The organism is Streptomyces sp. NPDC051578 (genome assembly GCF_044454045.1).
Classification (GTDB): domain Bacteria; phylum Actinomycetota; class Actinomycetes; order Streptomycetales; family Streptomycetaceae; genus Streptomyces.
Genome location: NZ_JBITDH010000004.1, coordinates 1 through 24,278 on the forward strand (window position 1 = coordinate 1; position 24,278 = coordinate 24,278).

Annotated in this window: 14 protein-coding genes, 2 tRNA genes and 1 pseudogene; 8 read left to right on the top strand and 9 right to left on the bottom strand. The window is 74.3% G+C overall.

The window, feature by feature from the left end:
• Positions 1-348: 348 nt before the first annotated feature.
• On the bottom strand, positions 349-882 hold the full coding sequence (locus ACIA6C_RS19075) for a MarR family winged helix-turn-helix transcriptional regulator (RefSeq protein WP_399277330.1): 534 nt from the start codon (positions 880-882) through the stop codon (positions 349-351).
• Positions 883-994: 112 nt separating this feature from the next.
• On the opposite strand from ACIA6C_RS19075, the gene ACIA6C_RS19080 reads away from it, so the two are divergent.
• Positions 995-2,296, top strand: coding sequence for an MFS transporter (locus ACIA6C_RS19080; protein WP_399277332.1), 1,302 nt, complete (start codon positions 995-997; stop codon positions 2,294-2,296).
• A gap of 119 nt (positions 2,297-2,415) precedes the next feature.
• On the opposite strand, the gene ACIA6C_RS19085 is transcribed toward ACIA6C_RS19080, so the two are convergent.
• Positions 2,416-4,146 carry a SpoIIE family protein phosphatase gene (locus tag ACIA6C_RS19085; protein ID WP_399277997.1) on the bottom strand — a complete coding sequence of 577 codons (1,731 nt, stop codon included), beginning with the start codon at positions 4,144-4,146 and terminating at the stop codon, positions 2,416-2,418.
• 156 nt (positions 4,147-4,302) lie between these two features.
• The gene (locus tag ACIA6C_RS19090) at positions 4,303-5,730 is read right to left on the bottom strand and encodes an NAD(P)/FAD-dependent oxidoreductase (RefSeq protein WP_399277334.1); all 1,428 of its coding nucleotides are present in this window, start codon (positions 5,728-5,730) and stop codon (positions 4,303-4,305) included.
• A 342-nt stretch (positions 5,731-6,072) separates the two neighbouring features.
• On the opposite strand from ACIA6C_RS19090, the gene ACIA6C_RS19095 reads away from it, so the two are divergent.
• Both ACIA6C_RS19095 and ACIA6C_RS19100 read left to right on the top strand, forming a co-directional pair.
• Positions 6,073-6,837 (top strand): TetR/AcrR family transcriptional regulator, encoded by a 765-nt coding sequence (locus ACIA6C_RS19095; RefSeq protein ID WP_399277336.1) that lies wholly within the window; start codon positions 6,073-6,075, stop codon positions 6,835-6,837.
• Positions 6,838-7,109: 272 nt separating this feature from the next.
• Positions 7,110-9,059 carry a sigma-70 family RNA polymerase sigma factor gene (locus ACIA6C_RS19100; RefSeq protein ID WP_399277338.1) on the top strand — a complete coding sequence of 650 codons (1,950 nt, stop codon included), beginning with the start codon at positions 7,110-7,112 and terminating at the stop codon, positions 9,057-9,059.
• Here ACIA6C_RS19100 and ACIA6C_RS19105 read toward each other — a convergent pair.
• Both ACIA6C_RS19105 and ACIA6C_RS19110 read right to left on the bottom strand, forming a co-directional pair.
• Positions 9,046-12,222 (bottom strand): ATP-binding protein, encoded by a 3,177-nt coding sequence (locus tag ACIA6C_RS19105; RefSeq protein ID WP_399277340.1) that lies wholly within the window; start codon positions 12,220-12,222, stop codon positions 9,046-9,048. The two genes, ACIA6C_RS19100 and ACIA6C_RS19105, sit on opposite strands and share 14 nt — an antisense overlap.
• Before the next feature lie 70 nt (positions 12,223-12,292).
• Positions 12,293-14,551 (bottom strand): asparagine synthase-related protein, encoded by a 2,259-nt coding sequence (locus ACIA6C_RS19110; protein WP_399277342.1) that lies wholly within the window; start codon positions 14,549-14,551, stop codon positions 12,293-12,295.
• A 655-nt stretch (positions 14,552-15,206) separates the two neighbouring features.
• On the opposite strand from ACIA6C_RS19110, the gene ACIA6C_RS19115 reads away from it, so the two are divergent.
• From ACIA6C_RS19115 to ACIA6C_RS19130, 4 genes are all read left to right on the top strand, one after another.
• Positions 15,207-16,910 carry a sporulation protein gene (locus ACIA6C_RS19115; protein WP_399277344.1) on the top strand — a complete coding sequence of 568 codons (1,704 nt, stop codon included), beginning with the start codon at positions 15,207-15,209 and terminating at the stop codon, positions 16,908-16,910.
• A gap of 67 nt (positions 16,911-16,977) precedes the next feature.
• On the top strand, positions 16,978-18,180 hold the full coding sequence (gene lhgO / locus ACIA6C_RS19120) for an L-2-hydroxyglutarate oxidase (protein WP_399277999.1): 1,203 nt from the start codon (positions 16,978-16,980) through the stop codon (positions 18,178-18,180).
• 214 nt (positions 18,181-18,394) lie between these two features.
• The gene (gene trmB, locus ACIA6C_RS19125; RefSeq protein WP_366081620.1) at positions 18,395-19,207 is read left to right on the top strand and encodes a tRNA (guanosine(46)-N7)-methyltransferase TrmB; all 813 of its coding nucleotides are present in this window, start codon (positions 18,395-18,397) and stop codon (positions 19,205-19,207) included.
• A gap of 66 nt (positions 19,208-19,273) precedes the next feature.
• Positions 19,274-20,656: a PrsW family intramembrane metalloprotease gene (locus ACIA6C_RS19130; protein ID WP_399278001.1), complete on the top strand. Its 1,383-nt coding sequence runs from the start codon at positions 19,274-19,276 to the stop codon at positions 20,654-20,656.
• Here the strand turns inward: ACIA6C_RS19130 and ACIA6C_RS19135 are convergent.
• From ACIA6C_RS19135 to ACIA6C_RS19145, 3 genes are all read right to left on the bottom strand, one after another.
• The gene (locus ACIA6C_RS19135; RefSeq protein ID WP_399277347.1) at positions 20,565-21,638 is read right to left on the bottom strand and encodes a M23 family metallopeptidase; all 1,074 of its coding nucleotides are present in this window, start codon (positions 21,636-21,638) and stop codon (positions 20,565-20,567) included. The genes ACIA6C_RS19130 and ACIA6C_RS19135 overlap by 92 nt on opposite strands.
• A 313-nt stretch (positions 21,639-21,951) precedes the next feature.
• Positions 21,952-23,124, bottom strand: a complete 1,173-nt coding sequence (locus ACIA6C_RS19140; RefSeq protein ID WP_399277349.1) for a PP2C family protein-serine/threonine phosphatase — start codon at positions 23,122-23,124, stop codon at positions 21,952-21,954.
• Between the two features lie 171 nt (positions 23,125-23,295).
• Positions 23,296-23,369, bottom strand: a tRNA-Met gene (locus tag ACIA6C_RS19145).
• Positions 23,370-23,648: 279 nt separating this feature from the next.
• Here ACIA6C_RS19145 and ACIA6C_RS19150 point away from each other — a divergent pair.
• Positions 23,649-23,721 (top strand) — tRNA-Lys (locus tag ACIA6C_RS19150).
• A 145-nt stretch (positions 23,722-23,866) separates the two neighbouring features.
• On the opposite strand, the pseudogene ACIA6C_RS19155 reads toward ACIA6C_RS19150, so the two are convergent.
• Positions 23,867-24,278: pseudogene (locus ACIA6C_RS19155) on the bottom strand (RNA helicase); the annotation flags it as partial.

A 24,278-nucleotide genomic window follows, 5' to 3' on the forward strand; every position in this document is an offset into this window, starting at 1 on the left:
GGAACGGACGCTTCCTTTGTACTCACCCTCGCGGGTTTTCCTCCGGGCGCTTCCTTTGTTCTTCGTTTTGTTCTTGCGTTTCCGACTCTATCAGATCCTTTCGGGCCTGACCCCCGGTCAGCGGGGTCTGTCTTCCGGGCTGTTGGGCCCTTCCGACTTCCCAAACTCTAGTGGATTTCCCCGGCGATTCATAATCGGCCTTCGGGAATTCATTCGGGCATGCCGAAATCGTTCCCAGTGGGTGATCGTGCTGAGTTTGGTGCCGCGACGAGGCGGCGGGATGTGCCGTCGCAGAACCTGTCGGTCCTGGGACAACTCGAAGAACCTTACGGATCCGTGGGGGGCCTGTCAACCTCGGGCTTGGAGGTCCTCCACGCGGTCCAGCAGACGGGCGAGCATGTCGCCCAGCACGCCGCGCTCCGCCGTCGAGAGGTCCTGGAGGAGATCCTCCTCGAAGACCGTGGCCGCCCGCATCGCGTCGAGCCACTTGCTGCGGCCCTCGTCCGTCAGCTCCACGATCACGCGGACGCGGTTCGACTCGTCCCGCTCCCGGGTGACGAGTCCCTCCGCCGTCATGCGGTCGATCCGGTGGGTCATCGCCGCCGGGGTCAGGCCCAGCTGCTTCGCAAGCTCGCTCGGGCCCATCCGGTACGGGGCTCCGGAGATGACGAGGGCCTTGAGGACCTCCCACTCCGCGTTGCTGATGCCCAGGGCCGCGGTCTGGCGTCCGTACGCGACGTTCATGCGGCGGTTCAGCCGGCTCAGTGCCGAGACCACCTTCTCGACCTGGGGGTCGAGGTCCTGGAACTCGCGCTGGTAGACGGCGATCTGCTCGTCGAGGCTCGGCTCGTGGACGGGGGTCGTGCCGTCGGTTTCACCCATGCCCCGCAGTATCGCATGAGCTCGTTGGCATCTAACTCCTTCGATGTGTAGAGTTAAGCATCGAACTTTAGGTATGAAGTCTTGAGACTTCAGTTATCGAGGCAGGTGAGAAGTGACCAAGGTGATGGGCGCTGCGATGCGGCGGATCCAGGCCGGCAACGCGTTGACCGCGTTCGGCATCGGCTTCACGGTTCCGTTCCTCTACATCTATGTGGCGCAGGTGCGAGGTCTGGGCTCCATGGCCGCCACGAGCGCGTTCGTGGCCTTTGCCCTGGGTGCTCTGATCGCGCTGCCCTTCACCGGTCGCGTCATCGACCAGCGTGGGCCGGTCCCGGTCGTGATGGGAGCGGCGGTGGCCGCGTCCGCCGGTGCGCTGTCGCTCGGGCTGTCCACCGGGGTCGTACCGATCCTGCTGTCGGCTCTGGCGCTCGGCGCCGGGCAGGCCGTGATGCAGCCCGCGCTGGCCACGATGATCGTGTGGTGCTCGACCCCGTCCACCCGGACGCGGGCCTTCGCCCTCCAGTTCTTCATGCAGAACCTGGGGCTGGGCATCGGGGGTCTCATCGGCGGCCAGATCGTGGATGTCGGCCACCCGGGCAGCTTCACCCTGCTCTTCGGCATCGAGGCCGTGATGTTCCTGGTGCTGGCGGGCGTGATCGCCACCGTGCGGATGCCGCACGCGCCGAGCATCAAGGACGCCGTGCCGAAGGACCCGGCGGCCGGGGGCGGCTGGAAGCGCATGCTGCGGCACAAGGCCATGGTCAAGCTGCTGGTGCTGGGCTTCGTGATCTTCTTCGCCTGCTACGGGCAGTTCGAGTCGGGGCTCGCCGCCTTCGGGACCGAGGCCGCCGGTATCTCCCCGTCGACCCTGGGCTTCGCGCTCGCCGCCAACACGGGGGCGATCGTCGTCGCGCAGTTCGTGGTGCTCAAGCTGGTCGAGAAGCGCCGCCGTTCCCGGGTCATCGCGCTGGTCGGTCTGATCTGGACCGGGGCGTGGGTCATCGCCGGGTTCTCGGGGCTGGGGCACGGCAGTGCGCTGATGGCCGCCGGTGCGTTCATCGCGACGTACGCCCTTTTCGGCATCGGTGAGGCCATGCTGTCGCCGACGCTGGCGCCGCTGGTGGCGGATCTGGCTCCGGAGGGCTCCGTGGGTCAGTACAACTCGGCGTTCGCGCTGGTCAAGCAGATGGCGCTGGCGCTGGGGCCGCTGGGTGTGCCGCTGGGTGCGGGCGTGCCGATGCTGTACATCGGGGTTTTCATCGCCGTCTCGCTCGGGATCGCGTGGCTCGCGCTGCGGATCGGCAAGCAGCTGACGCCGGTGCAGGACAATCCGTCTCTGGCCAGGGTCCCGGTGCCGGCCGAGCCGGTCGCCGAGCCGGTCGCGGTCCAGGTCTCCGAGCGCGTGGCCGCGTAGGGCGTAGTAGTAGAGGCAGAGGTAGAAGAAGCAGGTAGAAGAGGCAGAGGAAGGGCCCGGTCCCGGGGGGACCGGGCCCTTGTCGTTCCGTGGGGTCGCCGCATGGACCCCGCGGTCGGCTACTTGTCCGGGAGGGCGAATTCGCACCAGACGGCCTTGCCACCGCCGGGGGTGCGGCGCGTGCCCCAGCTGGAGGCGATGGTGGCGACGATGGAGATGCCGCGGCCGCTCTCGTCGCCCGGTTCGGCCCGGCGGCGGCGCGGGAGGTGGTCGTCGCCGTCGGTGACCTCGACGATCAGGCGGCGGTCGGTGCGGCGCAGCCGCAGGCGCATGGGCGGGGTTCCGTGCTGGAGGGAGTTGGCCACGAGTTCGCTCGCGGCCAGCACTCCGAGGTCGCACAGCTCGACGGGGAAGCGCCAGGAGGCCAGGACGCCCTGGGCGAAGGCGCGGGCGCGGGGGGCGGCTTCGACTCCGCCGAGGAGTTCGAGGGCGGCGTTGTGGAAGAGCTCGGCGTCGGCGCCGGTGCGGGCGGGCTGCTGGAGGACCATGACGGCGACGTCGTCGTCGTGGTCGGCGTCGACGCCGAGCGCGCGCATCAGGCGGTCGCAGATGACGGCCGGGGTGCCCTGGGCGCCGGAGAGGGCGCGTTCGAGGGCGGCGACGCCCTCGTCGATGTCCTCGCCGCGGCGTTCGACGAGGCCGTCGGTGTAGAGGACGGCGGTGGAGCCGGGGCCGAGGGCGATGGTGCCGGAGGTGTGGAGCCAGCCGCCGGTGCCGAGCGGGGGGCCGGTGGGGTCGGCGGCGCGGCGTACGGTGCCGTCCTCGTCGCGGACCAGGATGGGGAGGTGGCCGGCGGAGGCGTAGGCGAGCAGGCCCTCGTTGGGGTCGTGGACGGCGTAGACGCAGGTGGCGATCTGGCTGGCGTCGATCTCGGCGGCGAGGCCGTCGAGGAGCTGGAGCACCTCGTGGGGCGGGAGGTCGAGGCGGGCGTAGGCGCGGACGGCGGTGCGCAGCTGGCCCATGACGGCTGCGGCGCGGACACCGCGGCCCATGACGTCCCCGATGACGAGCGCGGTGCGGCCGGCGCCGAGGGTGATGACGTCGTACCAGTCGCCGCCGACGGCTGCTTCGGTGCCGCCGGGCTGGTAGGTGGCGGCGATGCGGAGGTCGTCGGGCTGTTCCAGTTCCTGCGGGAGGAGGGAGCGCTGGAGGGTGACGGCGGCCTCGCGCTGGCGTCGTTCGCTGGCGCGCAGGCGTTCGGCGGCTTCGGCGTGGTCGGTGACGTCGGCGAGGTGGACGAGGACACCGGTGTGGTGGGGGTCGGTTTCGCCGTCGGTGCCGGCTTTGGGGAAGGCGACGGGCGTGCAGGTGACGGTGTACGAGCTGGCGCCGCCGGGCGCGGAGCGGTTCTTGGCGGTACGGGGCTTGCCGCTGCGCTGGACCTGGTCGAGGAGCGGGAGCAGGCCGAGCTCGCCGAGTTCGGGGAGGGCGAGGTGGGCGGGGGCGCCGGTGGTGCGGGCGCCGAAGCCGGCGGTGTAGGCGTCGTTGACGTAGGCCACGCGGTGTTCGGGGCCGTGGACGAGCGCCACGAGGGCGGGGAGCAGGCCGAGGACTTCCCGCGCGGAGAGTTCGTCGAGGGACGGAACGGCGGTGAGGGGGCCGGTCCCGGTACCGCGGACGGTGGGTTCGGCGGGGGCGCCGTCCGGGGGCGCCGGGGAGGGGGAGGCCGCGCCGCGGGCCGCCGGGACGGAGCCCTCACCCCGTTTGGCCTGGGCGGCGGCGTGTTCGGTCCGGGCGGCGGCGCGGCGCTGCGTTCCGGGGAACCGTGCGCTCCAGCGCGTGAAGTTCACTGCGTTCAAGCCTCGTGGTGTCGCAAGTGGTCGCTGTGTCTGCCCCGGCAACGGCCGGGAGCTGCCCCCAGGGTCGAGCGTTGGACGGTGTCACTCTGTGCAGGTGTGAGCCCACCTATGGTCACACGTCCAGTGTGGCCGAGCGCACTGACAGCGTCAGTCCCCCTTGTCCTTCGGGGGGTTGGCGGCGGGGCCGGGCGGGCGTGCGTGCGGGCCCTTGGGGGTGCCACCTGCGGCGAGTTCGAATTCCGCGCGGGGGTGTTCCAGGGAGCCGAGGGAGACGATCTCGCGTTTGAACAGGCCGGAGAGGGTCCATTCGGCGAGGACGCGCATCTTGCGGTTGAAGGTGGGGACGCGGCTGAGGTGGTAGGCGCGGTGCATGAACCAGGCGGGGTAGCCCTTGAGCTTGCGGCCGTATACGAACGCGACGCCTTTGTGGAGGCCGAGGGAGGCGACGGAGCCGACGTACTTGTGCGCGTACTCGGTGAGGACTTCGCCGCGCAGTGCGGCGGTGAGGTTGTCGGCGAGGGCCCTGGCCTGGCGGACCGCGTGCTGCGCGTTGGGGGCGCATTCGCGGCTGTGCTCGCCGGCGGTGATGTCGGGGACGGCGGCCGCGTCGCCGGCGGCCCAGGCGTTCTCGACGCCTTCGACGGTGAGGAAGGCGGTGCAGGCGAGGCGGCCGCGTTCGTTCTTGGGGAGGTCGGTGGCGGCGAGGATCGGGTGCGGTTTGACGCCGGCTGTCCACACGACGGTGCGGGTGGGGAAGCGGGAGCCGTCGCTGAGGACGGCGACGCGGTCCTCGCAGGATTCGAGGCGGGTTTCGAGGCGGACGTCGATGTTGCGCCTGCGCAGTTCACGGACCGTGTAGACGCCCATCTCGGGGCCGACTTCGGGGAGGATCCGGTCGCTGGCCTCGACCAGCACCCACTTCATGTCCTCGGGCTTGATGTTGTGGTAGTACCGGGCGGCGTAGCGGGCCATGTCCTCCAGCTCGCCGAGGGCCTCGACGCCCGCGTAGCCGCCGCCGACGAAGAGGAAGGTGAGGGCGGCGTCGCGGATCGCGGGATCGCGGGTGGAGGAGGCGATGTCCATCTGTTCGATGACGTGGTTGCGCAGGCCGATGGCTTCTTCGACGCTCTTGAAGCCGATGCCGTAGTCGGCGAGTCCCGGGACGGGGAGCGTGCGGGAGATGGAGCCGGGCGCGAGGACGAGTTCGTCGTACTCGATCTGCATGGGGCCGGTTCCCTCGTCGGCGGTGGCGAGGGTGGAGACGGTCGCGGTGCGCTTGGCGTGGTCGATGTGGTCGGCCTGGCCGATGACGATGCGGCACTTGTGGAGGACGCGGCGCAGCGGGACGACGACGTGGCGCGGGGAGATGGCGCCGGCTGCCGCCTCGGGGAGGAAGGGCTGGTACGTCATGTAGGGGTCCGGGGTGACCACCGTGACCTCGGCCTCGCCCGGTCTCAGCTTCCGCTGGAGCCGTAGGGCCGTGTACATGCCGACGTAGCCGCCGCCGACGACGAGGATGCGCGTGCGGGGCGGGGTGCCGGGTGCCGTGCCCGGGGAGTTAGCAGCCTTCACCATCCCATGACGCAACGTGGCTGGGAGTTTGTCCACAGGCTCAGCAAATTGTGTGACCGGGGGGAGGGGTGGGGCGGGGCTGTTCAGGCATCCGGATCCGGGTGGAGCGCCGCAGGTCAGGGGGTGCGGAGGGGGTGATTCCGGAGGCTTCTGGCGGAAAAGTGGGGGTGAATGCTCCGATCGGGCGGCGCTCCATGGGGGGCTGCCTCTTCTGAATTGACTCTGGCTCAACTATGTTCGTATCTCGTCGAGGAGCAGGACCGGGGCCCACTGACCGTGGCCCACCCTCGGCACGAAGGCGGGGAGTGTCTCCGGGGGGAGACAAATGATCACCGGGGGAAACATATGAACATGTCCGATTTCCATGGCTCTGCGACTGCTCTGTCGACCGACAGCGGCCGCGTGATGACCGGCGCGACGACGCACGGTGTGGGCCGTTCCACGCCCCTGCGCGTCGACGCCCAGCGCAACCTCGAACACGTCCTGCGCGCGGCACGCGAGGTGTTCGGCGAGCTGGGCTACGGGGCGCCGATGGAAGACGTGGCGCGACGGGCGCGGGTCGGTGTCGGCACCGTGTACCGGCGTTTCCCGAGCAAGGACGTGCTGGTCCGGCGGATAGCCGAGGAGGAGACCGCCCGGCTGACCGACCAGGCGAAGGCCGCGCTGGGCCAGGAGGAGGAGCCGTGGCAGGCCCTCTCCCGCTTCCTGCGCACCTCGGTGGCCTCGGGGGCAGGGCGGCTGCTGCCGCCGCAGGTGCTGCGGGTCGGCTCGGCCGAGGAGGACGGGGTCGAAGAGGCGGAGACCGTCCGCGTCCCGCACCAGCGCCAGGCCGTCGTCACCGGTGGCCCGGACCTGCGGGTGGTCGGTTCGCGTGCCGCCCAGGACGAGCCGTCCGAGGACTCCGGGGCGGGCGCGCTGCTGGAGGTCGTGGGCCGGCTCGTGGACCGTGCCCGGGAGGCGGGTGAGCTGCGCGCCGATGTGACGGTGGCCGATGTGCTGCTGGTGATAGCGACCGCCGCTCCGGCGCTCCCGGACCCGGCGCACCAGGCCGCCGCTTCCTCGCGGCTGCTCGACATCCTGCTGGAGGGGCTGCGCTCGCGGACCGCGTGAGCGGGCGGCCGGGCCGCCGGGCACGCAGGCGCCGGGCACTCTGACGTCGGCCGGCAGGGCGCCCGCCACTCGGGCCTCCGCCACTCGTACGTCGGCCGGCTCGGGCGCCCGTCACTCGAACGTCGGCCACTCGAACGGGTGGGGGACCGTACGGTGATTCGCCGGACCGTCCCCGGATGAGTGGATGGTGCGCGCAGCGGCCCGGGGTGTACGCGCCGTGTGCCACGCTGGATCGGTGTACCGGTTGAGTGTGGCGTGCGGGGGCTTCCGCGATGGGCGTTGACGGGCGGGGCGAGTCACTCGACGACGCCGGTGGCAAGGCAGAGGTGAGCGGGTCGCCCGCACGGCAGGTACCGGCGCAGCGCGATCCCGCGGGCCGGCACGCCGCCGCGGGCGTGGCCGGCGCGGAACTTCCTCCTTCGGACGCCGATTTGCTGGCGCGCATGCGCGGCGGGAACGACAGTGCCTACGAGGAGCTGTTCCGTCGGCATGCCGATGCCGTACGGCGCTACGCGCGCACCTGCTGCCGGGACGCGCACACCGCCGACGACCTGACCGCCGAGGTGTTCGCGCGGACGCTGCAGGCGGTACGGGGCGGGGCGGGGCCGGAGCACTCGGTGCGGGCCTACCTGCTGACGACCGTGCGGCGGGTCGCCGCCGCCTGGGCGAAGACGGCCAGGCGGGAGCAGCTGGTCGAGGACTTCGCCGTGTTCGCGGAGCAGGCGGCGGCCGGTACGGAGAGCGGGGGCGGGCTGGGCGGGCTGTCGGGGGACGACACCCTGGAGCTGGGCGCCGAGGTGCGGGCCATGCACGAGGCGGAGCAGTCGCTGGCGATGCAGGCGTTCCGCAGCCTGCCCGAGCGGTGGCAGGCCGTGCTCTGGCACACCACCGTGGAGGAGGCCACGCCGGGCGCGATCGCCCCGCTGTTCGGGCTGAGCGCCAACGCGACCGCGGTGCTGGCCAGCCGGGCGCGTGAGGGGCTCAAGCAGGCCTACCTCCAGGCGCACGTGAACTCGGCGCTGGGTGAGGGCGGCGACTGCGCCCGGTACGCGGACCGGCTGGGCGCGTACGCGCGCGGCGGCCTGCGGATGCGGGCGGAGCGGGGGCTGCGGGGGCACCTGGAGGAGTGCGCCAAGTGCCGGCGGGCCGCGCGGGAGCTCAAAGACGTCAACGCGGGGATTCCCGCGCTGCTGCCGGTCGCGGTGATCGGGTGGTTCGCCGCCGGGTACGCGGCGAAGGCGGCGGGTGTGGTGGCCGGCGGGGCTTTCGCCGCCGGTGGGGCCGGGGCCGCCGCCGCGGCGGCCGGGGGGGCGGGCGCGGCTGCGGGGGCTTCGGGCGCCGGGGCCGCGGGGGCCGCCGGTTCGGCCGGAGCAGCAGGGGCGGGAGGGGCCGGGGCGGGGAGCGGGGCCGGAGGGGCGGTGGTCTCCGAGGGGCTGGGGATGCCCGCCAAGGCCGCCATCGCCGCCGGGCTCGCGGTGGCCGCGGCCGCGGGGGTGGTGTTCGCCCTCGTCGGGGACGATGCCGAGCAGCAGGCCGAGGCGAAGCCGGTGCCGGGGGTGGTGGCGCCGGCGCGGCCGGTGCCCGGCTCGGCCGCGCCACCCGCGGCGGAGCCCGAGCCGCCGCAGGCGAAGTCGCCGGTGGCGCAGGCAGCCGTACCCGTACCGCCGCGGCGCAGTACGCCGGGTCCGTCGAGGCCGCCGGCGGCCGGGCGGCCGGCGTCCCCGTCACCGCCGGTTCCGGCGCCGCCGGCCGCGACCCGGCCCCCGAAGCCCGCGCCGAAGCCGCCGCAGGGGTTCCAGCTGGCCCGGCTGGAGTACTCCGTGTACGGGGAGCACGCCGGTCCCGAGCTGGAGACCTGGCGCAGCAGCTGGGTCTGGCAGCGCTGGGGGCTGGTGGTGGGCGGCCGACGGTTCGGGCACGGCATCACCGTGAACTCCCGTTCCTCGGTGGAGATCGGCCTGAACCGGCAGTGCGGTGCCTTCTCGGCGCGGGTCGGAGTGGACGGCTTGTCCCTGCTGACCGATGCCGAGGTCCGGTTCTCCGTGTACGGGGACGGCCGGCGGCTGTGGCAGTCGGGCGCCCTCGGGTACGACGACGGCCCGGTGCGGGTGGATGTGTCCCTGGCCGGCCACACGACGCTGCGGCTGGTGGTGGAGCGGGCCGGGGAGGGGCGGCTGCCGGCGCTGGTGAGCTGGGCCGACGCGGTGGTCAGCTGCGGGTGAGCAGCGCCGCGGTCTCCTGCGGGGTCAGCGCGGCGCCCGCCGTCTCCTCCTCGCCGTAGCGGTCCGGGCCGAGCGCGGCGAGGTTCTCGCCGGGGAGCGCGTGCAGGGCGGCGCTCTCCGGGACGGACCGCGGGTAGCCGGCGCGCCAGGCGGTGGCGGCCGCGAGGACCCGTACGGATTCGGCGTGGCGCCCGGCCGAGGCGAGCATGACGGCCGCGGTCTCGGCGAGCGAGGCCAGGACGCGTTCGGCGCAGTGGGCGGTGACGGCCGCGTCCAGGGCCGGCCCGATCCGGTCCAGTCCGGCCTGCGGGCCGTGCTCGCGGGCGGTCAGGATGGCGTCGACGTTGTCGAGCCCGGTGGTGAGCTGCGGGAGCGCCGAGGTCTTCGCGGCCTCGGCGCGGGCGAGCGCGATCCGGGCCCGGGCCTGGTCCTCCTGGCCGCGGAAGAGGGCGATCAGGGCGGTCAGGAGGTGGATGTAGGACCGTACGTCGTGCATGGCCCCGTACCGCTCGGCCTCGTCGGCGGCTTCGGTCAGCGCGCGCTCGGCGCTGTCGAAGTCACCGGCGCAGAAGTCGCATTCGGCGAGCCGGGTCAGGACGAAGGGGACTTCGCTGTCCGCCCCGGCCTCGCGGGCGAGTTGCAGGCACTCCTCGTACGTGGTGCGGGCGAGGGCGTACTGGCCTCGGGACAGGGCGAACTCACCGCCGACCCCGGCCACTTGGGACCGGGTCCAACGGTCGCCGACGCGGCGGGCGAGGTCGTGGAGTTCGGCGATGTCGGTTTCGACGGTGGGCAGGCCGCCCGTGGTGTCGATGGCGAAATGGGCGCGGACCAGGAGGGTGACGCCCAGTTCCCAGGGTGTGCCGTGGCGGCGGCAGTTCTGCACGCTCTCGTCGAGATGGCGCAGGAAGTCGGCGGTGGGGCCGGTGAAGTGGGCCGTCATGGGCCAGAGCATGGCGGGGAAGCGGGTGGATTCCGGCCCGCCGCCTCGCAGGACGGCGGTGATGCGGGCGGCGCGGTCGGCGAATTCGGGGGTGCGGAACTCCTGGGGCGGGTGGCTTTCGGAGGTCAGGAACAGGTCGAGCATTGCGAGGCGGGCCCGGTCCCGGTGCGCGGCAGAGCCCTCGGGCACGGCGGTTTCTGGGGTGAGGGCGAGGACCCGGGCGGCCCATTCGGCGCCTTCGGCGCGGTAGTGGCGCAGCCACCAGAACCAGCCGAGGGCGAAGGTGAGGCGCTGCGCGGTGTCGGCGTCGGCGGTGTTCACGGCGTGTTCGAGGGCGGCGCGCAGGTTGTCGAGCTCGGTCTCGATCCGCCGGATCCAGGGGATCTGGGCGGCGGAGCGGAGGTGGGGTTCGGCTTCCTCGGCGAGGGCGAGGAAACGGGCGGCGTGGCGGCGGGCCGTGGCCTCGGCGTCGGCGGGGGCGGCCAGGGCCCGTTCGGCGGCGTACTCGCGGATGGTCTCCAGCATGCGGTAGCGCATGCCGTCGGGGCCGGGTTCGGCGAGGACGAGGGACTTGTCCACGAGGGAGCCGAGGGCGTCGGCCACGTCCAGGCCGGGCCCGGCGCACACGGCCTCGGCCGCGGCGAGGTCGCAGCCGCCGGAGAAGACGGACAGGCGGCGCAGGACGGTGCGCTCGGGCGGCGTGAGGAGTTCCCAGGACCAGTCGACGACGGCGCGCAGGGTCTGCTGGCGGGGCAGGAGGGTGCGGCTGCCGCCGGTCAGGAGGCGGAAGCGGTCGTCCAGGCGGTCGGCGATCTGGCGCGGGGTGAGCAGGCGCAGGCGGGCGGCGGCGAGTTCGATGGCGAGGGGGAGGCCGTCGAGGCGGGCGCAGATCTCGGTGACGGCGTCCGGGTCGTCGGCGGGGTCGAAGCCGGGGCGGGCTGCGGTGGCGCGGTCGGTGAAGAGGCGGTGCGCGGGGGCGGGCGGCAGGGGTTCGAGGGGGCGCACGGCCTCGCCGGGTACGCCGAGGGGTTCGCGGCTGGTGGCGAGGACGCGCAGGCCGGGGCAGTGGGTGAGGAGCCGGTCGGCGAGTTCGGCGGCGGCGCCGATGACGTGCTCGCAGTTATCGAGGACGAGGAGCATGCGGCGCTCCGCGCAGTGCTCCACGAGGAGGGTGACGGGGTCGGCGGGGGCGCTGCCCGTGTCGTGGGCGACCAGGGTGTTCTCGCGCAGGCCGAGGGCGCTGAGGACGGCGCCGGGTACGGCGGAGGGGTGGTCGAGGCGGGCGAGTTCGACGAGCCAGCCGGGTTCGGGGTGGGCGGCGGCGGCGTGTTCGGCGAGGCGAGTCTTTCCGGAACCGCCGGGTCCGGTGAGGGTGACCAGGCGGAAGCGGGCCAGGTCGGTGCGGAGCGCGGCGAGTTCGGGTTCGCGGCCGACGAAGGAGGTGAGGCGGGGGCGGAGGTTGCCGGTGCGGCGCCGCGGCTCGGGCGGGGGCGGGGGCGGGCCCAGGAGTTCGGCGTGCAGGGCGCGCAGCTCCGGGCCGGGGTCCGTGCCGAGGCCTTCGGCGAGGGCGCGGCGGGTGTCCTCGTAGGCGGCGAGGGCGTCGGCGTGGCGGCCGGCGGCGCGCAGGGTGCGCAGGCGCAGGGCGTGGAGGGGTTCGTCGTACGGGTTCTCGTGGATCAGCGCCTCCAGCTCCGGGAGGAGCGTGGCCGGGGCGGGGGTGCCGGCGGTGAGGTCGGCGGCGATCCGGTCGCGGAGGGCGGCGGCGCGCAGGGCGTCGGGGGCGGCGGCATGGGCGGTGCGGGCGGGCTCGGGGAGGTCGGCGAGGGCGGGGCCGCGCCAGAGGGCGAGGGCGGAGCGGAGGGTGGCGGCGGGGTCCTGGTGGCGGGGGGCTTCACGGGTGAGTCGGGTGAAGCGGTGGAGGTCGACGTCGTCGCGGGCGGCGGCGAGGCGGTAGCCGCCGGTGGGGTCGGCGAGGACGGCGTCGCGGGAGCCGAGGGCGCGGCGGAGCCGGGAGACGAGGGCCTGGAGGGCGGCGGGGGCGTCCTGGGGCGGGTCGTCGCCCCAGACCTCGTCGACCAGATCGGCGACCGGGGCGGCGGCGGGTGCGCCGGCGCGCAGGGCGAGGGCGGCGAGGAGGGCGCGGAGGCGGGCGCCGCCGATGGGGAGGGGGGCGCCGTTCGCGTCGCGTGCCTCGGTGGGGCCGAGGATGAGGTACCGCACCGGGCAATTCTGCCTTGCCCCTGGCCGGGGTGCGTGGGGGGTTCGGCGGGGCCGGGCCCTGGGGCGGGGGTCAGGAGAGGGCCGGGCGGCGGTGGGGGAGGCCCGTGGGGACGGCGCGGCGGCGGGGGGTGGAGGTGCCCGTCCAGCAGGTGCCGCGGCGGGCCAGGAGGCGGCGGAGCCACAGTTCCATCGAGACGAGTTCCGCCAGCCCGTCCAGCGGGACCGGCCGGCCGTCCGCCGCGTCGAGCAGGGCTTGGCGCACCACCCGGGCCTCGACGAGACCGGCGTCGGCCAGCAGCGGCGCGGTGAACAGGGACAGCAGTGAGGTCAGGGCCGCGCGCAGCCCCAGCCGGGTGGCCGTCTCGTTGGGCTCGGGGGAGCTCACCCCCCAGCCCGGCGGCAACTCCCGTACCCCCGAGGCCGACAGCACGCTGCGCAGGATCGCCGCCCGGGCCCCGGGCTGCACCCGCAGGGACTCCGGCAGGGCGCGCGCGGCCCGTACGACCTGGTTGTCCAGGAACGGGGCGTGCAGGCGCTGGCTGCGGACCTCCACGGCCTGCTCGAAGACGCGGTGGCCGGCGGCGTGCCGGGTCAGGGCGGCGCGGGCGCGGGCCTCGCCGGGGCGCAGGGACAGCGGGGGCCGGCCCGCCGCGGTGGCCAGCCGGATCGATACTTCCGCCAGGGCTTCGCCGGTCAGCCAGCCCGCCGCCGGGCCCGGGCGGCACCAGGTCAGGGCGGCCAGCGAGGCGTCCACCGGCCCGGCGGCGGCCGCCGCGACCGCCCCTTCGCGCAGCCGGGCCGCGGCGGCTTCCATGCCGGCGCGGTATGACGTACGGGCGAGCCGCCGGGCCGCCGCGTACACGGTCAGCGGCACCAGCAGGGAGTGGGAGTCCGCGGACGCGGTCCGCGCCAGCGCGGCCACCGGGCGCAGCAGGTGGCGTCTGCGGCGGTCCATCAGGAGGTCGGCCAGCCGGGCCGGGTGCGCGTCGAGGACCTGGCGGGCGCCGTGGCCGGTGAAGTGGTCGGCGGAGCCGGCCGCCAGGCGGCGCCGCTCGCGGGCGGCGAACACGAGGGAGGGGCCGGGTTCGTCGGTCAGCGGCCCGTCGAGTTCCGCGTACGGGAGCGCTTCCTCGGCGGCGGCCACGACGACGTGGTGCAGCCGGGGGTCGGTCGCGATGGCGTGGGCCCGTTCCAGTTCGGCTTCGCGCCCCTGGGGTGTGGCGAGGTCGTTGAAGGTGACGGCGAGGAGCCGTGAGCCGGATCCGGGCAGCGTCCCCGGTACGCCGGGCAGGCCGGCCGCGAGCAGGGCCAGCGTCGCGGAGGCGCTGCCGCCGGAGAGGTCGGCGCCCACGCCGGGCACCGGGGCGGGGGCTCCGCGCGCCGCGCGCCGGTCGGCGGGGCCCATTCCCGGTACCGGTCCGGGGTCGGGGACCAGGGCGTCGGGGGCATGCCGGGGAGCCGTGAGCCGGGCGCGCACCGCGTCGACCAATGCTTCCCGTACGCCCTCCACCGCCCGCTCGGGGTCGGCTTCGGGGGCGGCGACGGCGAGGGAGGCGACCGGTTCGTAGCCGGTGATCTCCCGGGAGCCCTCGCGCAGGATCAGCGTGTGCCCGGGCGGGATGCGCCGGACGCCGACGTACGGTGTGCCGTCGCCCAGTGCCTCCGGGCTGTCGGGGCAGGCCAGGAGGGCGGCGATGTGGCCGATGTCGAGCTGCGCCTCGATGAGGTCGGCGAGCGGGAGGGCGGCGGTGGCGTACGCGGTGCCGCCCGCCCAGGGCGTGTAGAAGACGGGCCGGGCGCCGGCGAGGTCGCCGAGGACGGTGATCCGGCGTCCGGCCTGGACGACGGCGGTGTAGCTGCCGGACCACTGGGTGAGGTGGCGCAGTGCCCCGCCGCGGGCGGCGTACAGGGCTCGGCGCAGTTCGGCGTCGGTGGCGCCGCAGCAGCCGAGGACGGCGAGCCGGGTGAAGGGGTCGGCGGGGTCGGCGGTGATGGTGCGGATCTCGTCGGGGCGCCAGTCGCCGACGGCCCAGAGCGGGTCGGGGTCGCCCCACAGGAGTTGCGCCCCGACGGGGTGCACCGTGCGCTCGGCGTCCTGGGCGGCCGGGTCGTCGGGGTAGGCGGCGTCCGCGAGGCCGCCGCGGGGGGTGTCCGAGTAAGGGGTCCCGGCGGTGGAGTCGTACGCGGTGGACGCGTGGGCCGCCGATCCGTACGAGGACCCGCCCGCGGCCCCGTATTCGTACGCGGAGCCGGAAACGCCCTGGCCGGAGACCCTTCCGGCCGTGCCGAAGCTCGCGGCGATACTGCTCCACCCGACCAACCAGCGCACCGCCGCCGCCTCCCCAGCCTGTGGGCAAATGACCGGGGCACGGGCTGTGCGGTCGGCATGCGGGCGCGACCGTCCGGGGCCCCGGGTGGCTCGGGGTCCATGCTGCCACGAGAGAGGGCATGCGAGAGGGGTTCGGGGGGCGCACATGCAAACGAACACGCCCCCGGCACACGGTATTTGGCGTTCCGTTCCCACCGCCCCATAGGTCGCTTTCAGCCATTCTTCGGCCGTACTGAGGGCCGGTGACGGCCCGCGACAGCCCCTCGGGGCCGTCGGCGGGGCGCGGTCCGAGGGGCGTGAACCACCCCCCGGACCGTTCCGCCACCCGCGGGGATTGAGGCAGCGGCATCCCCCGGCCCGCCCGGCTCCCACGGGATCCGCGCGGCGGGCCGACCCACGCACCGCACATCGAATCGCCGGGCCCGTCGGGCGGCCAGAGCGCACGGCCGGGCGCACGGCACCACGGGCGGAGCACGCGCTGAGACGTGCGCCCCGGGCGCGGGCCCCCTCCCGACTGTGCGTACGGACAACAATCTCGCCATACGGAAGTCGGGGCCTTAACGCTTGGGAGGCGGGGAACTACGCTGGGTTTACGAAATGCCGGGCGCCTATGCCCCGGCGGCGTCTGCGTTCCGCGTGTGACGAGGGGTGGCGCATGTCCAGGGAGCTCCGCGAGCCCAATGAGAAGCTCGGCGCCGTGCTCGCCCTGGCGGGCATCAGCAACGCCGGGCTGGCCCGGCGGGTGAACGACCTCGGCGCGCAGCGCGGCCTGACGCTCCGGTACGACAAGACGTCGGTGGCCCGGTGGGTGTCGAAGGGGATGGTGCCGCAGGGCGCGGCGCCGCATCTGATCGCCGCGGCCATCGGGGCGAAGCTGGGGCGTCCGGTGCCGCTGCACGAGATCGGCCTGGCGGACGCGGACCCGGCGCCGGAGGTCGGGCTGTCGTTCCCGCGCGACGTGGGGGCGGCGGTGCGGTCGGCCACCGATCTGTACCGGCTGGACCTGGCGGGGCGGCGCGGGGGCGGCGGGATCTGGCAGTCGCTGGCCGGTTCCTTCGCCGTGTCGGCGTACGCGACGCCGGCTTCGCGCTGGCTGATATCGCCCGCCGACAGTTCGGTGGCGCGCGAGCCGGGCGGCGCGGCTGCGGCGCGGGAGGCGGCGCAGCCCGTCGTGGCGGCCGGCGCCCCGGCACCGGCCCGGCAGAGCCCGCGCACCGCACACTCCCCGCGGGAACCGGGCGCCGAGGCGGGCGCCGTGGCGGGTACGGGAGCCACGAGCGCGGGACCACCGAACGCCGGACACCTGAACGCCGGACACCCGAACGCCGGACCACCGAGCGCGCCGACGCCCGGCATGCCGACGCCCGGCATGCCGACGGCCGGTACGCCGATGGCCGCCACCACCACCACGGCAGGCGTCGGCATCCCGGACGCCTCCCCGCAGCGCGTCGGGCACAGCGACGTGACCAAGCTGCGCGAGGCCGCCGAGGACGCCCGCCGCTGGGATTCCAAGTACGGCGGCGGCGACTGGCGTTCCTCGATGGTGCCGGAGTGCCTGCGCGTGGACGCCGCGCCGCTGCTGCTGGGCTCCTATACGGACGAGGTGGGCCGGGCGCTGTTCGGCGCGACCGCCGAGCTGACCCGGCTGGCCGGGTGGATGGCGTTCGACACCGGCCAGCAGGAGGCCGCCCAGCGCTACTACATCCAGGCGCTGCGGCTCGCCCGCGCGGCCGCCGACGTGCCGCTCGGCGGGTACGTACTCGCCTCGATGTCCCTCCAGGCCACCTACCGGGACCACCCCGACGAGGGCGTGGACCTCGCGCAGGCGGCCGTGGAACGCAACCGCGGGCTGGCCACCGCCCGCACCATGAGCTTCTTCCGGCTCGTGGAGGCACGGGCGCACGCGAAGGCGGGCGATCCGGTGGCCGCCGGGTCCGCGCTGCGGGCGGCGGAGGGCTGGCTGGAGCGCGCCCGGGACGGCGACCCGGACCCCACCTGGCTGGGTTTCTACTCGTACGACCGTTTCGCGGCGGATGCGGCGGAATGCTACCGGGACCTCAACCTCCCCCGGCAGGTGCGCCGCTTCACCGAGCAGGCCCTGTCGCGCCCCACGGAGGAGTACGTGCGCTCCCACGGGCTGCGCCTGGTGGTGAGCGCGGTCGCCGAGCTGGAGTCGGGCAACCTCGACGCGGCGTGCGCGGCGGGCACCCGCGCGGTGGAGGTCGCGGGCCGGATCTCCTCGGCCAGGACGAACGAGTACGTACGGGACCTGCTGCACCGGCTGGAACCGTACGGGGACGAACCGCGCGTCGCGGAGCTGCGCGAACGGGCCCGGCCGCTGCTGGTGACACCCGCGTAGCCGCGCTGTCGGTGGCGGGGTGCAGTATGCAGGGGTGGGAGGTGTCGGCTTGGGCGGCGGCGTGGGCATGGGCGTGGGCGTGGACTGTGACGTGCTGGTGATCGGCGGCGGGATCGTCGGACTGTCGACAGCGCATGCCTTGTCGCGCCTGGCTCCGGGCACGCGGGTGACCGTCCTGGAGAAGGAGGCCGGTCCCGCCCGGCACCAGACGGGCCGCAACAGCGGGGTGATCCACAGCGGCATCTACTACCGCCCGGGCTCGTTGAAGGCGCGGTTCGCGGTGCGCGGGGCGGCCGAGATGGTCAAGTTCTGCGCGGAGTACGGCATCGCGCACGAGGTGACCGGGAAGCTGATCGTCGCCACCGGGCGGGAAGAGCTGCCGCGGCTGCACGCCCTGGTGCAGCGGGGCCGCGAGAACGGCATTCCGGTGCGGGAGCTGGGTCCGGCGCAGATCGCGGAGTACGAGCCGGAGGTGCGCGGCCTGGCCGCGATCCATGTCGGCACGACCGGGATCGTGGACTACGGACAGGTCGCGGCGCAGCTGGCGGAGTCCTCGGGTGCGGAGATCGTCTACGGCGGGGCGGTCGACCTGATCTCGCGCCGCCCGGCCGGGGTCGCGGTCCGCACGACGGCCGGCACGGTGGTGCGCTCCCGGGTGCTGGTGAACTGCGCGGGCCTGCAGTGCGACCGGATCGCGCGACTGGCCGGCGACGAACCCGGGATGCGGATCATCCCGTTCCGGGGCGAGTACTACGACCTGGCCCGGCCCTCGCTGGTGCGCGGACTGGTCTACCCGGTGCCGGATCCGGCGTTCCCCTTCCTCGGGGTGCATCTGACCCGGGGCATCGGGGGCGGGGTCCATGTCGGGCCGAACGCGGTGCCGGCCCTCGCCCGGGAGGGATACGGCTGGGGCACGGCCTCGCCGCGCGACCTCGCCGATGAGCTGGCCTGGCCGGGGTCCTGGCGGATGGCCGCGCGGCACTGGCGGTACGGCGCCGGGGAGATCCGGCGTTCGCTGTCGAAGCGGGCCTTCACCGAGGCGGTACGGCGCCTGCTGCCGGAGGTCTCCTCGGCGGACCTGGTCCCGGCTGCGGCCGGGGTGCGCGCGCAGGCCGTCCTGCGGGACGGGACGCTGGTGGACGACTTCCTGATCCGGGAGGCGCCCCGTACGGTGCACGTCCTGAACGCCCCCTCACCGGCGGCGACCGCGTCCCTGCCGATCGGCCGCGAGGTCGCCCGCCGCGCCCTGGCGGCCCTCGCGGCGACCTGACCCGCGCCGCCCGGCGCCCGCCCACCCGGCCCGACGCCCCAGACCCGGCACCGCCGACCCGACGCCCCAGACCGGGAACCACCGGCCCGGCACCGCCGGCCCGGCTGGCCAGACCCGACGCCCGCCCAACCCCGCGCCCCCGACCCCGCACGACGGGAGCGGTGGCTCGCCGGCGCGGAGCAGGCCGGTGCCCGAGTCGTAGAATCGGCACATTGTGTCTGAGTCCCTGAACCCCCAGCCGCCGAGCGCCAGCGCCCCCGCAGAGGGCGCCGCCTCGTACACGCCCCCGAAGTGGCGCACCGAGCCCCGCTTTCCCGACGGGCCCGCCCCCGACCCGGCCGGCTCGCACCACGAGCGCCGCATCCGCAGCTTCCAGCCGCGGCGCAGCCGGGTGACCACCGGGCAGGGCGAAGCCTTGAAGCGGCTCTGGGGCACCTGGGGCCTGGACATCGACGGGCACGAGGTCATCGACCTCAAGGCCATGTTCGACGGCCTCCCGGTCGTCCTGGAGATCGGCTTCGGCATGGGCGAGGCCACCGCCCAGATGGCCGCCGCCGACCCCGGGACCGGCATCCTCGCCGCCGACGTGCACACCCCCGGACAGGGCAACCTCCTCGCGCTCGCCGAGCGCAACGGGCTGACCAACGTCCGCGTGGCCAACGGCGACGCCATCATCCTGCTCCGCGAGATGCTGCCGCCGGACTCCCTCGCCGGGCTGCGCGTCTACTTCCCCGACCCCTGGCCCAAGGCCCGCCACCACAAGCGGCGCCTGATCCAGCCGGAGTTCCTCGACCTGGCCGCCACCCGCCTCGCCCCGGGCGCGATCCTGCACTGCGCCACGGACTGGGAGCCGTACGCCGAGCAGATGCTCGAAGTGCTCAGCGCGCACCCGCGGTTCGAGAACACCCAGCCCGACGGCGGTTTCGCGCCCCGCCCCGACTTCCGTCCGCTGACCCGCTTCGAGGGCCAGGGCCTCGACAAGGGGCACGTCGTACACGACTTGCTCTTCCGTCGCACGGAGAACTGACCGAGAACCGACAGAACGAGCAACGTCACTCCGCGTGTCAGACCGGCTCGCTAGGGTGATGACGTGGTGTACCGAGCGCTCTCAGGTGTGCTCGCACGTCCGTCGGACCCGGTCCGTACGCGCGTGCTCGTCGTCCTGCTCGCCGCGCCCGGCGTCGCGATCCTCGAACTCGTACGGCAGCAGACCGGCACGGCCGGCTTCTGCGTGGGGCTCGCACTGGCCGTGCTGCCGGTCCCGCCGCTCATGGCGGCGTTCCGGTGGCTCGGGCGGGCCGCGCCGGGCCCCTGGCGGCAGTTGCTGCTCTGCTGCGGCTGGGGAGCCTGCGCCGCGGCGCTCATAGCCATACTGGCCAACAGCTTCGCCACCCAGTGGATAGCCGCGGCCACCGCCGACGCCTCCGACGCCGATCAGCTCGGCTCGGTGGTGATCGCCCCCGTGGTCGAGGAAAGCGCCAAAGCGGCGGCCCTGCTGCTGGTGTTCGTGTTCCGGAGAAGACGGCTGGCCGGGCCCGCCGACGGCTTCGTCATCGCCGGGTTCACCGCCACCGGCTTCGCCTTCACCGAGAACATCCTCTACCTGGGCAACGCCTTCGACGAGGACGTGGCCGACGGTACCGGCGTGCTCGACTCCGTCACCGCGGCGACGTTCTTCGTGCGGATAGTGCTCTCGCCGTTCGCGCACCCGCTGTTCACGGTGCTCACCGGGCTGGGTTTCGGCCTGGCCGCGCTCAGCCGGAGCCGACGCGGCCGGATCGGCCTGCCGCTCCTCGGGCTGGCCGCCGCCATGGGCCTGCACGCGCTGTGGAACGGCTCCTCGCGCTACGGGGAGTACGGGTTCTACGCGGTCTACGGCTGCGTGATGGTCCCGGCGTTCGGCCTGCTGCTGTGGCTGGCGGTGCGGATACGGCAGCGCCGTCTGCGGGCCGTCGCCGCCGAGCTGGCGGTGTACGCCGCTGCGGGCTGGCTCGGTCCGGCGGAGGTCCCGGCGCTGGCTTCGATCCCGGCCCGCTCGCTGGCGCGTTCCCTGGCCCGGCGCACCGGCGGCCGGGCCGCGGGCAGAGCCGTCGCCCTGTACGAGGCGGATGCGGCCGCCCTCGCCCTGCTGCGTCACCTCGCCCGGCGCGGCGACCCCGTCCGGGAGCGCGACTTCGTGCTGCACGAGCGGGAGTTGCTGCGCGGCCTGTGGCTGCGCCGGGCGACCGCGGGGCCCGCCCTCTCCCGGGCGGCGGTGATGGAGGAGCTCCTGCCGCCGTGGTTCGACCCCGTCCCGGCACCGGCCCGTCCGGGCGTCGTACCGAGCCCCAGACCGGCGCAGGCCAGGGCCCCGGGCTCCGGCACCGCAGACAGCCGGACGGGTTCTAGACGTTCAGGCCCTTGGCAGTCAGCCATGCCAGCGGGTCCATGGTGGAGCCGCCCCGGCGTACTTCCAGGTGGAGATGGGCGCCGGTGACGTTGCCGGTCGCGCCGACCCGGCCGATGGTGTCGCCCGCGCCGACCGGGCCGGAGGTCACCGACATCGAGGACAGGTGGCAGTACCAGATCTCCGTGCCGTCATCGAGGCGGAGCACGATCCGGTAGCCGTACGCGCCGGACCAGCCCGCGGAGATGACGGTCCCCCCGCCCACGGCCTTGACGGGGGTGCCGGTCGGTGCGGCGAAGTCGAGGCCGGTGTGGTGGCCGGAGGACCACATGGAGCCGGAGTCCCCGTAGTGGGAGGTGAGGGTGTAGGCGGAGGTCGGCAGGGCGTAGACCCCGGTGGCCTTCGCCGCCGCCCCGCCCGCTCCGGCCGCTCCTGATCCGGCGGTGGCCGCCTCCTGGGCAGCGGCAGCCTTCTCCGCGGCCGCCTTCTCCGCTGCGGCTTTCTCCGCCGCTTCCTTCTCGGCTGCTTCCTTCTCGGCTGCCACCCGCGCTTGCGCCGCGGCCCGGGCCTCATCGGCCGCCTTCTGGGCCGCTTCCCGCTGCGCCCTGGCCTCCTGGGCGGCCGCCTCGCGCGCCACCCGCTCCGCTTCCGCCCGGGCCTGGTTCTCGGCGGAGTCCTGCTGCGACTCGGCCTGCTGGAGGATCCGGTGGCGCAGCGCCTCGCCGGCGTCGGCGTGCCCGGGACCCCGCTCCCCGGTCGGGGCGTCCGCCACGGCGGCGTGCCCGGCTCCCTGATCCGTACCGCCGCCCAGCAGGTCCGGGAAGGAGGGCAGGGACACCGCGGATTGGGGCCGGTCCTGGGCGGTGGCCATGCCGCCCGCGCCGACCGCCGCTATGACACCGACGCCGAGCACGGTCGAGCTGCGGGCCAGGCCGCCGCGCGGCTTGGCCACCCGGTGCTTCCCGCGGACCGGACGGGCCGAGTCCTCGGTCGGGTTCCACTCGCCCCAGGCGCCGGCGGTGGGCGTCTCCTGGATGTCGGTGCCTTCGTGGGCAGGCGAGTTGGAGGCCACGGGGGCACACTCCTCATGGGCGGGAACGCGCACGGCGCCGTCTCTTGCGACGGCTGGGACGACCGCGCTGCGTTATCGAACGGTAATAGACTCGGGGGAGTGATTCCAAGCTGTAGCGATTGATCGTTAAACCCAATCGGCCACCCCCCGCACGGCTTTGGCCCGGACATTAAACCCAATAGTGATCATGTCGGGCAAATTTCGGCCCAGAGGCGGTCACTTCACGCCACGGCGGCTGAACGACGCCCCACGCGGAGTACTCACGCAAGGGCGTCGATCCCATACGCAGCGTAGGCAGATCACTTGGGGAGGTCTACGCGTCCCCGCGCGGCACGACCGGCACCGTGCGGCGGCGCTCCGGCTGGCCCCGCGACGGGCGGCCCAGGGCCAGCAGCGCCATGTCGTCCGTGGCCCCGCCGCCCGTGTGGCGGTGCACGTCGTCGGCCAGCGCGGCCAGCAGTTCGTCCGGCCCCGGGAAGACCCGGCCGCGCAGCCGGGCCGCCGGATCGTAGAACTCCCCCGCCGCGTCCCGGGCCTCCGTCAGCCCGTCCGTGTACAGCAGCAGCGTGCTGCCCACCGGGAAGGGCCACTCGTCGGTCCGGTCCGGCCAGCCGCCCAGCTCCCCCATCCCCAGCGGCAGCGCGGGTTCGCTCGGCGCGAGCACCAGGAGGCGGCCGTCCGGGTAGAGCAGCAGCGGCTCGGGGTGGCCGCGGTTGACGGTCCGCAGCACCCCCGCGTCCGGCGGGACCTCCCCCAGCACGCCCGTCGTGAACCCCTCCACGGCGTCGAGGCTGTCGCGCCGCACCCCCTCCCGGGCCAGGGCCCGCTCCAGCCGCTGCGCGAGCGCCTCCAGCGTCGGCTCGGTCTCCGCCGCCTCCCGGAAGGCGCCCAGCACCACCGCGACGGCCTCCACCGCCTCCAGCCCCTTGCCGCGTACGTCGCCCACCACCAGCCGCACCCCGTACGGGGTGTCCTGCACGGCGTAGAGGTCCCCGCCGATGAACGCGTCCGCCTCTGCGGCCTCGTACCGGGCGGAGACCCGCAACCCCCCGATCCGCTCGGCCGGCACCGGCAGCACCGCCCGCTGGGCGGCCTCGGCGATCTCACGCGCCGAGGCGAGCCGCTCACCGCTGCGCCGCACGACCCGGTTGATCAGCAACGCCAACCCGGACACGGTGACCACGGTCGCCAGCTCGGTCAGCGCCTCGACCCGCCAGCCGGTGTCGGCGGTGCCGCGCAGCGCCACGACCGCGAGCGAGGCGGCGCACCCCGTCAGCGCGGTCGTCCGGAACGAGAAGAGCGGAGCCGCGATCAGCGGGGCGGCGGAGAAGAACGGCGAGCCCGTGAAGCTCGGCGGCGAGACGAGGTCGAAGACGAACCCCACGACGATCAGCACGAACGGCAGCGTCCGGACCACCCGACGGGCCACACCGCCGCCGGAGCCCGTCGCGTGCCCCTCGCTGCCCTGCCGGCTCCGCCCCGCCACGTTGCTCTCCTGCCGCCCGGTCCCTCGCGGGGCGCGGGCCCACTGCCGCCTCGCCCCCCAAGGCTCGCGCCCGGCAGCCCCGTACGGCGACCCGGCCGGACCGTCCGGGTGACGGCGACCGGGAACGACGAAGGCCCGGCTCCCCAAGGGGAACCGGGCCTTCGTACGGAGTAGCGGGGGCAGGATTTGAACCTACGACCTCTGGGTTATGAGCCCAGCGAGCTACCGAGCTGCTCCACCCCGCGTCGGTAAACACAACTCTACGTCATTCGGGGGACAGCTCCCGCCAATTAGCCCCCACAGCCCCCTCCAACCACCCATCACCGCAGGTCAGAGCGGTGCAGAAAGCTCCGGCGGGGCCCGGCCTCCCCTACCTGCGACGCCGAAGACCGCCCGGCCGGACACGACTTCCCGCCCCGACCGCCCCTCACCACCGCCGGCGGGCAACCGCCGGGGGCCACTCCGGTCGATACCCGATCGGCCTTGCGCCCCTCTCCGGCTATGCTCTGGGGTGAGCACGCCGAGGGCCATTAGCTCAATTGGCAGAGCAGCGGACTTTTAATCCGTTGGTTGTCGGTTCGAGTCCGACATGGCCTACTGCTCGACGCAGCGCCCCGTCCGGTTCACACCGGGCGGGGCGCTGCGTCGTTTCCCGGCCCCGTCAGGGGAGCGGGAACGGATTCGGCCCCCTCGGCACCGGAGTGCCGAGGGGGCCGAATCGGGGTCAGGAGGCCGTCAGGCCCTAGCCGTTGCGCTTCCAGCGCGGCTTGTCGTCACGACGGCCGCCGAAGGAACCGGTGGAACCGGAGCCGGAGGGGCGGTTGTCGTCACGACGGCCGTAGGGGCGGTCGCCGCCACCGGAGCGGAAGCCACCGGACGGGCGGTCGTCACGGCGGAAGCCACCGGAGGGACGGTCGTCACGGCGGAAGCCACCACGGTCGCCACCACGGTCGTCACGGTTGAAACCACCCGACGGACGGTCATCACGACGGAACCCACCGGACGGACGGTCACCACCGGAACGGAAACCACCCGACGGACGGTCGTCACGGCGGAACCCACCACGGTCGCCACCACGGTCGTCACGGTTGAAACCACCCGACGGACGGTCATCACGACGGAACCCACCGGACGGACGGTCACCACCGGAACGG

Bases quoted from the DNA above. Each gene is read 5' to 3' on its own strand.
- ACIA6C_RS19090 (WP_399277334.1), bottom strand. From the start codon at position 5,730: ATGGTGAAGGCTGCTAACTCCCCGGGCACGGCACCCGGCACCCCGCCC.
- ACIA6C_RS19100 (WP_399277338.1), top strand. From the start codon at position 7,110: ATGGGCGTTGACGGGCGGGGCGAGTCACTCGACGACGCCGGTGGCAAG.
- ACIA6C_RS19115 (WP_399277344.1), top strand. From the start codon at position 15,207: ATGTCCAGGGAGCTCCGCGAGCCCAATGAGAAGCTCGGCGCCGTGCTC.
- ACIA6C_RS19095 (WP_399277336.1), top strand. From the start codon at position 6,073: ATGAACATGTCCGATTTCCATGGCTCTGCGACTGCTCTGTCGACCGAC.
- lhgO (WP_399277999.1), top strand. From the start codon at position 16,978: ATGGGCGTGGGCGTGGACTGTGACGTGCTGGTGATCGGCGGCGGGATC.
- ACIA6C_RS19075 (WP_399277330.1), bottom strand. From the start codon at position 882: ATGGGTGAAACCGACGGCACGACCCCCGTCCACGAGCCGAGCCTCGAC.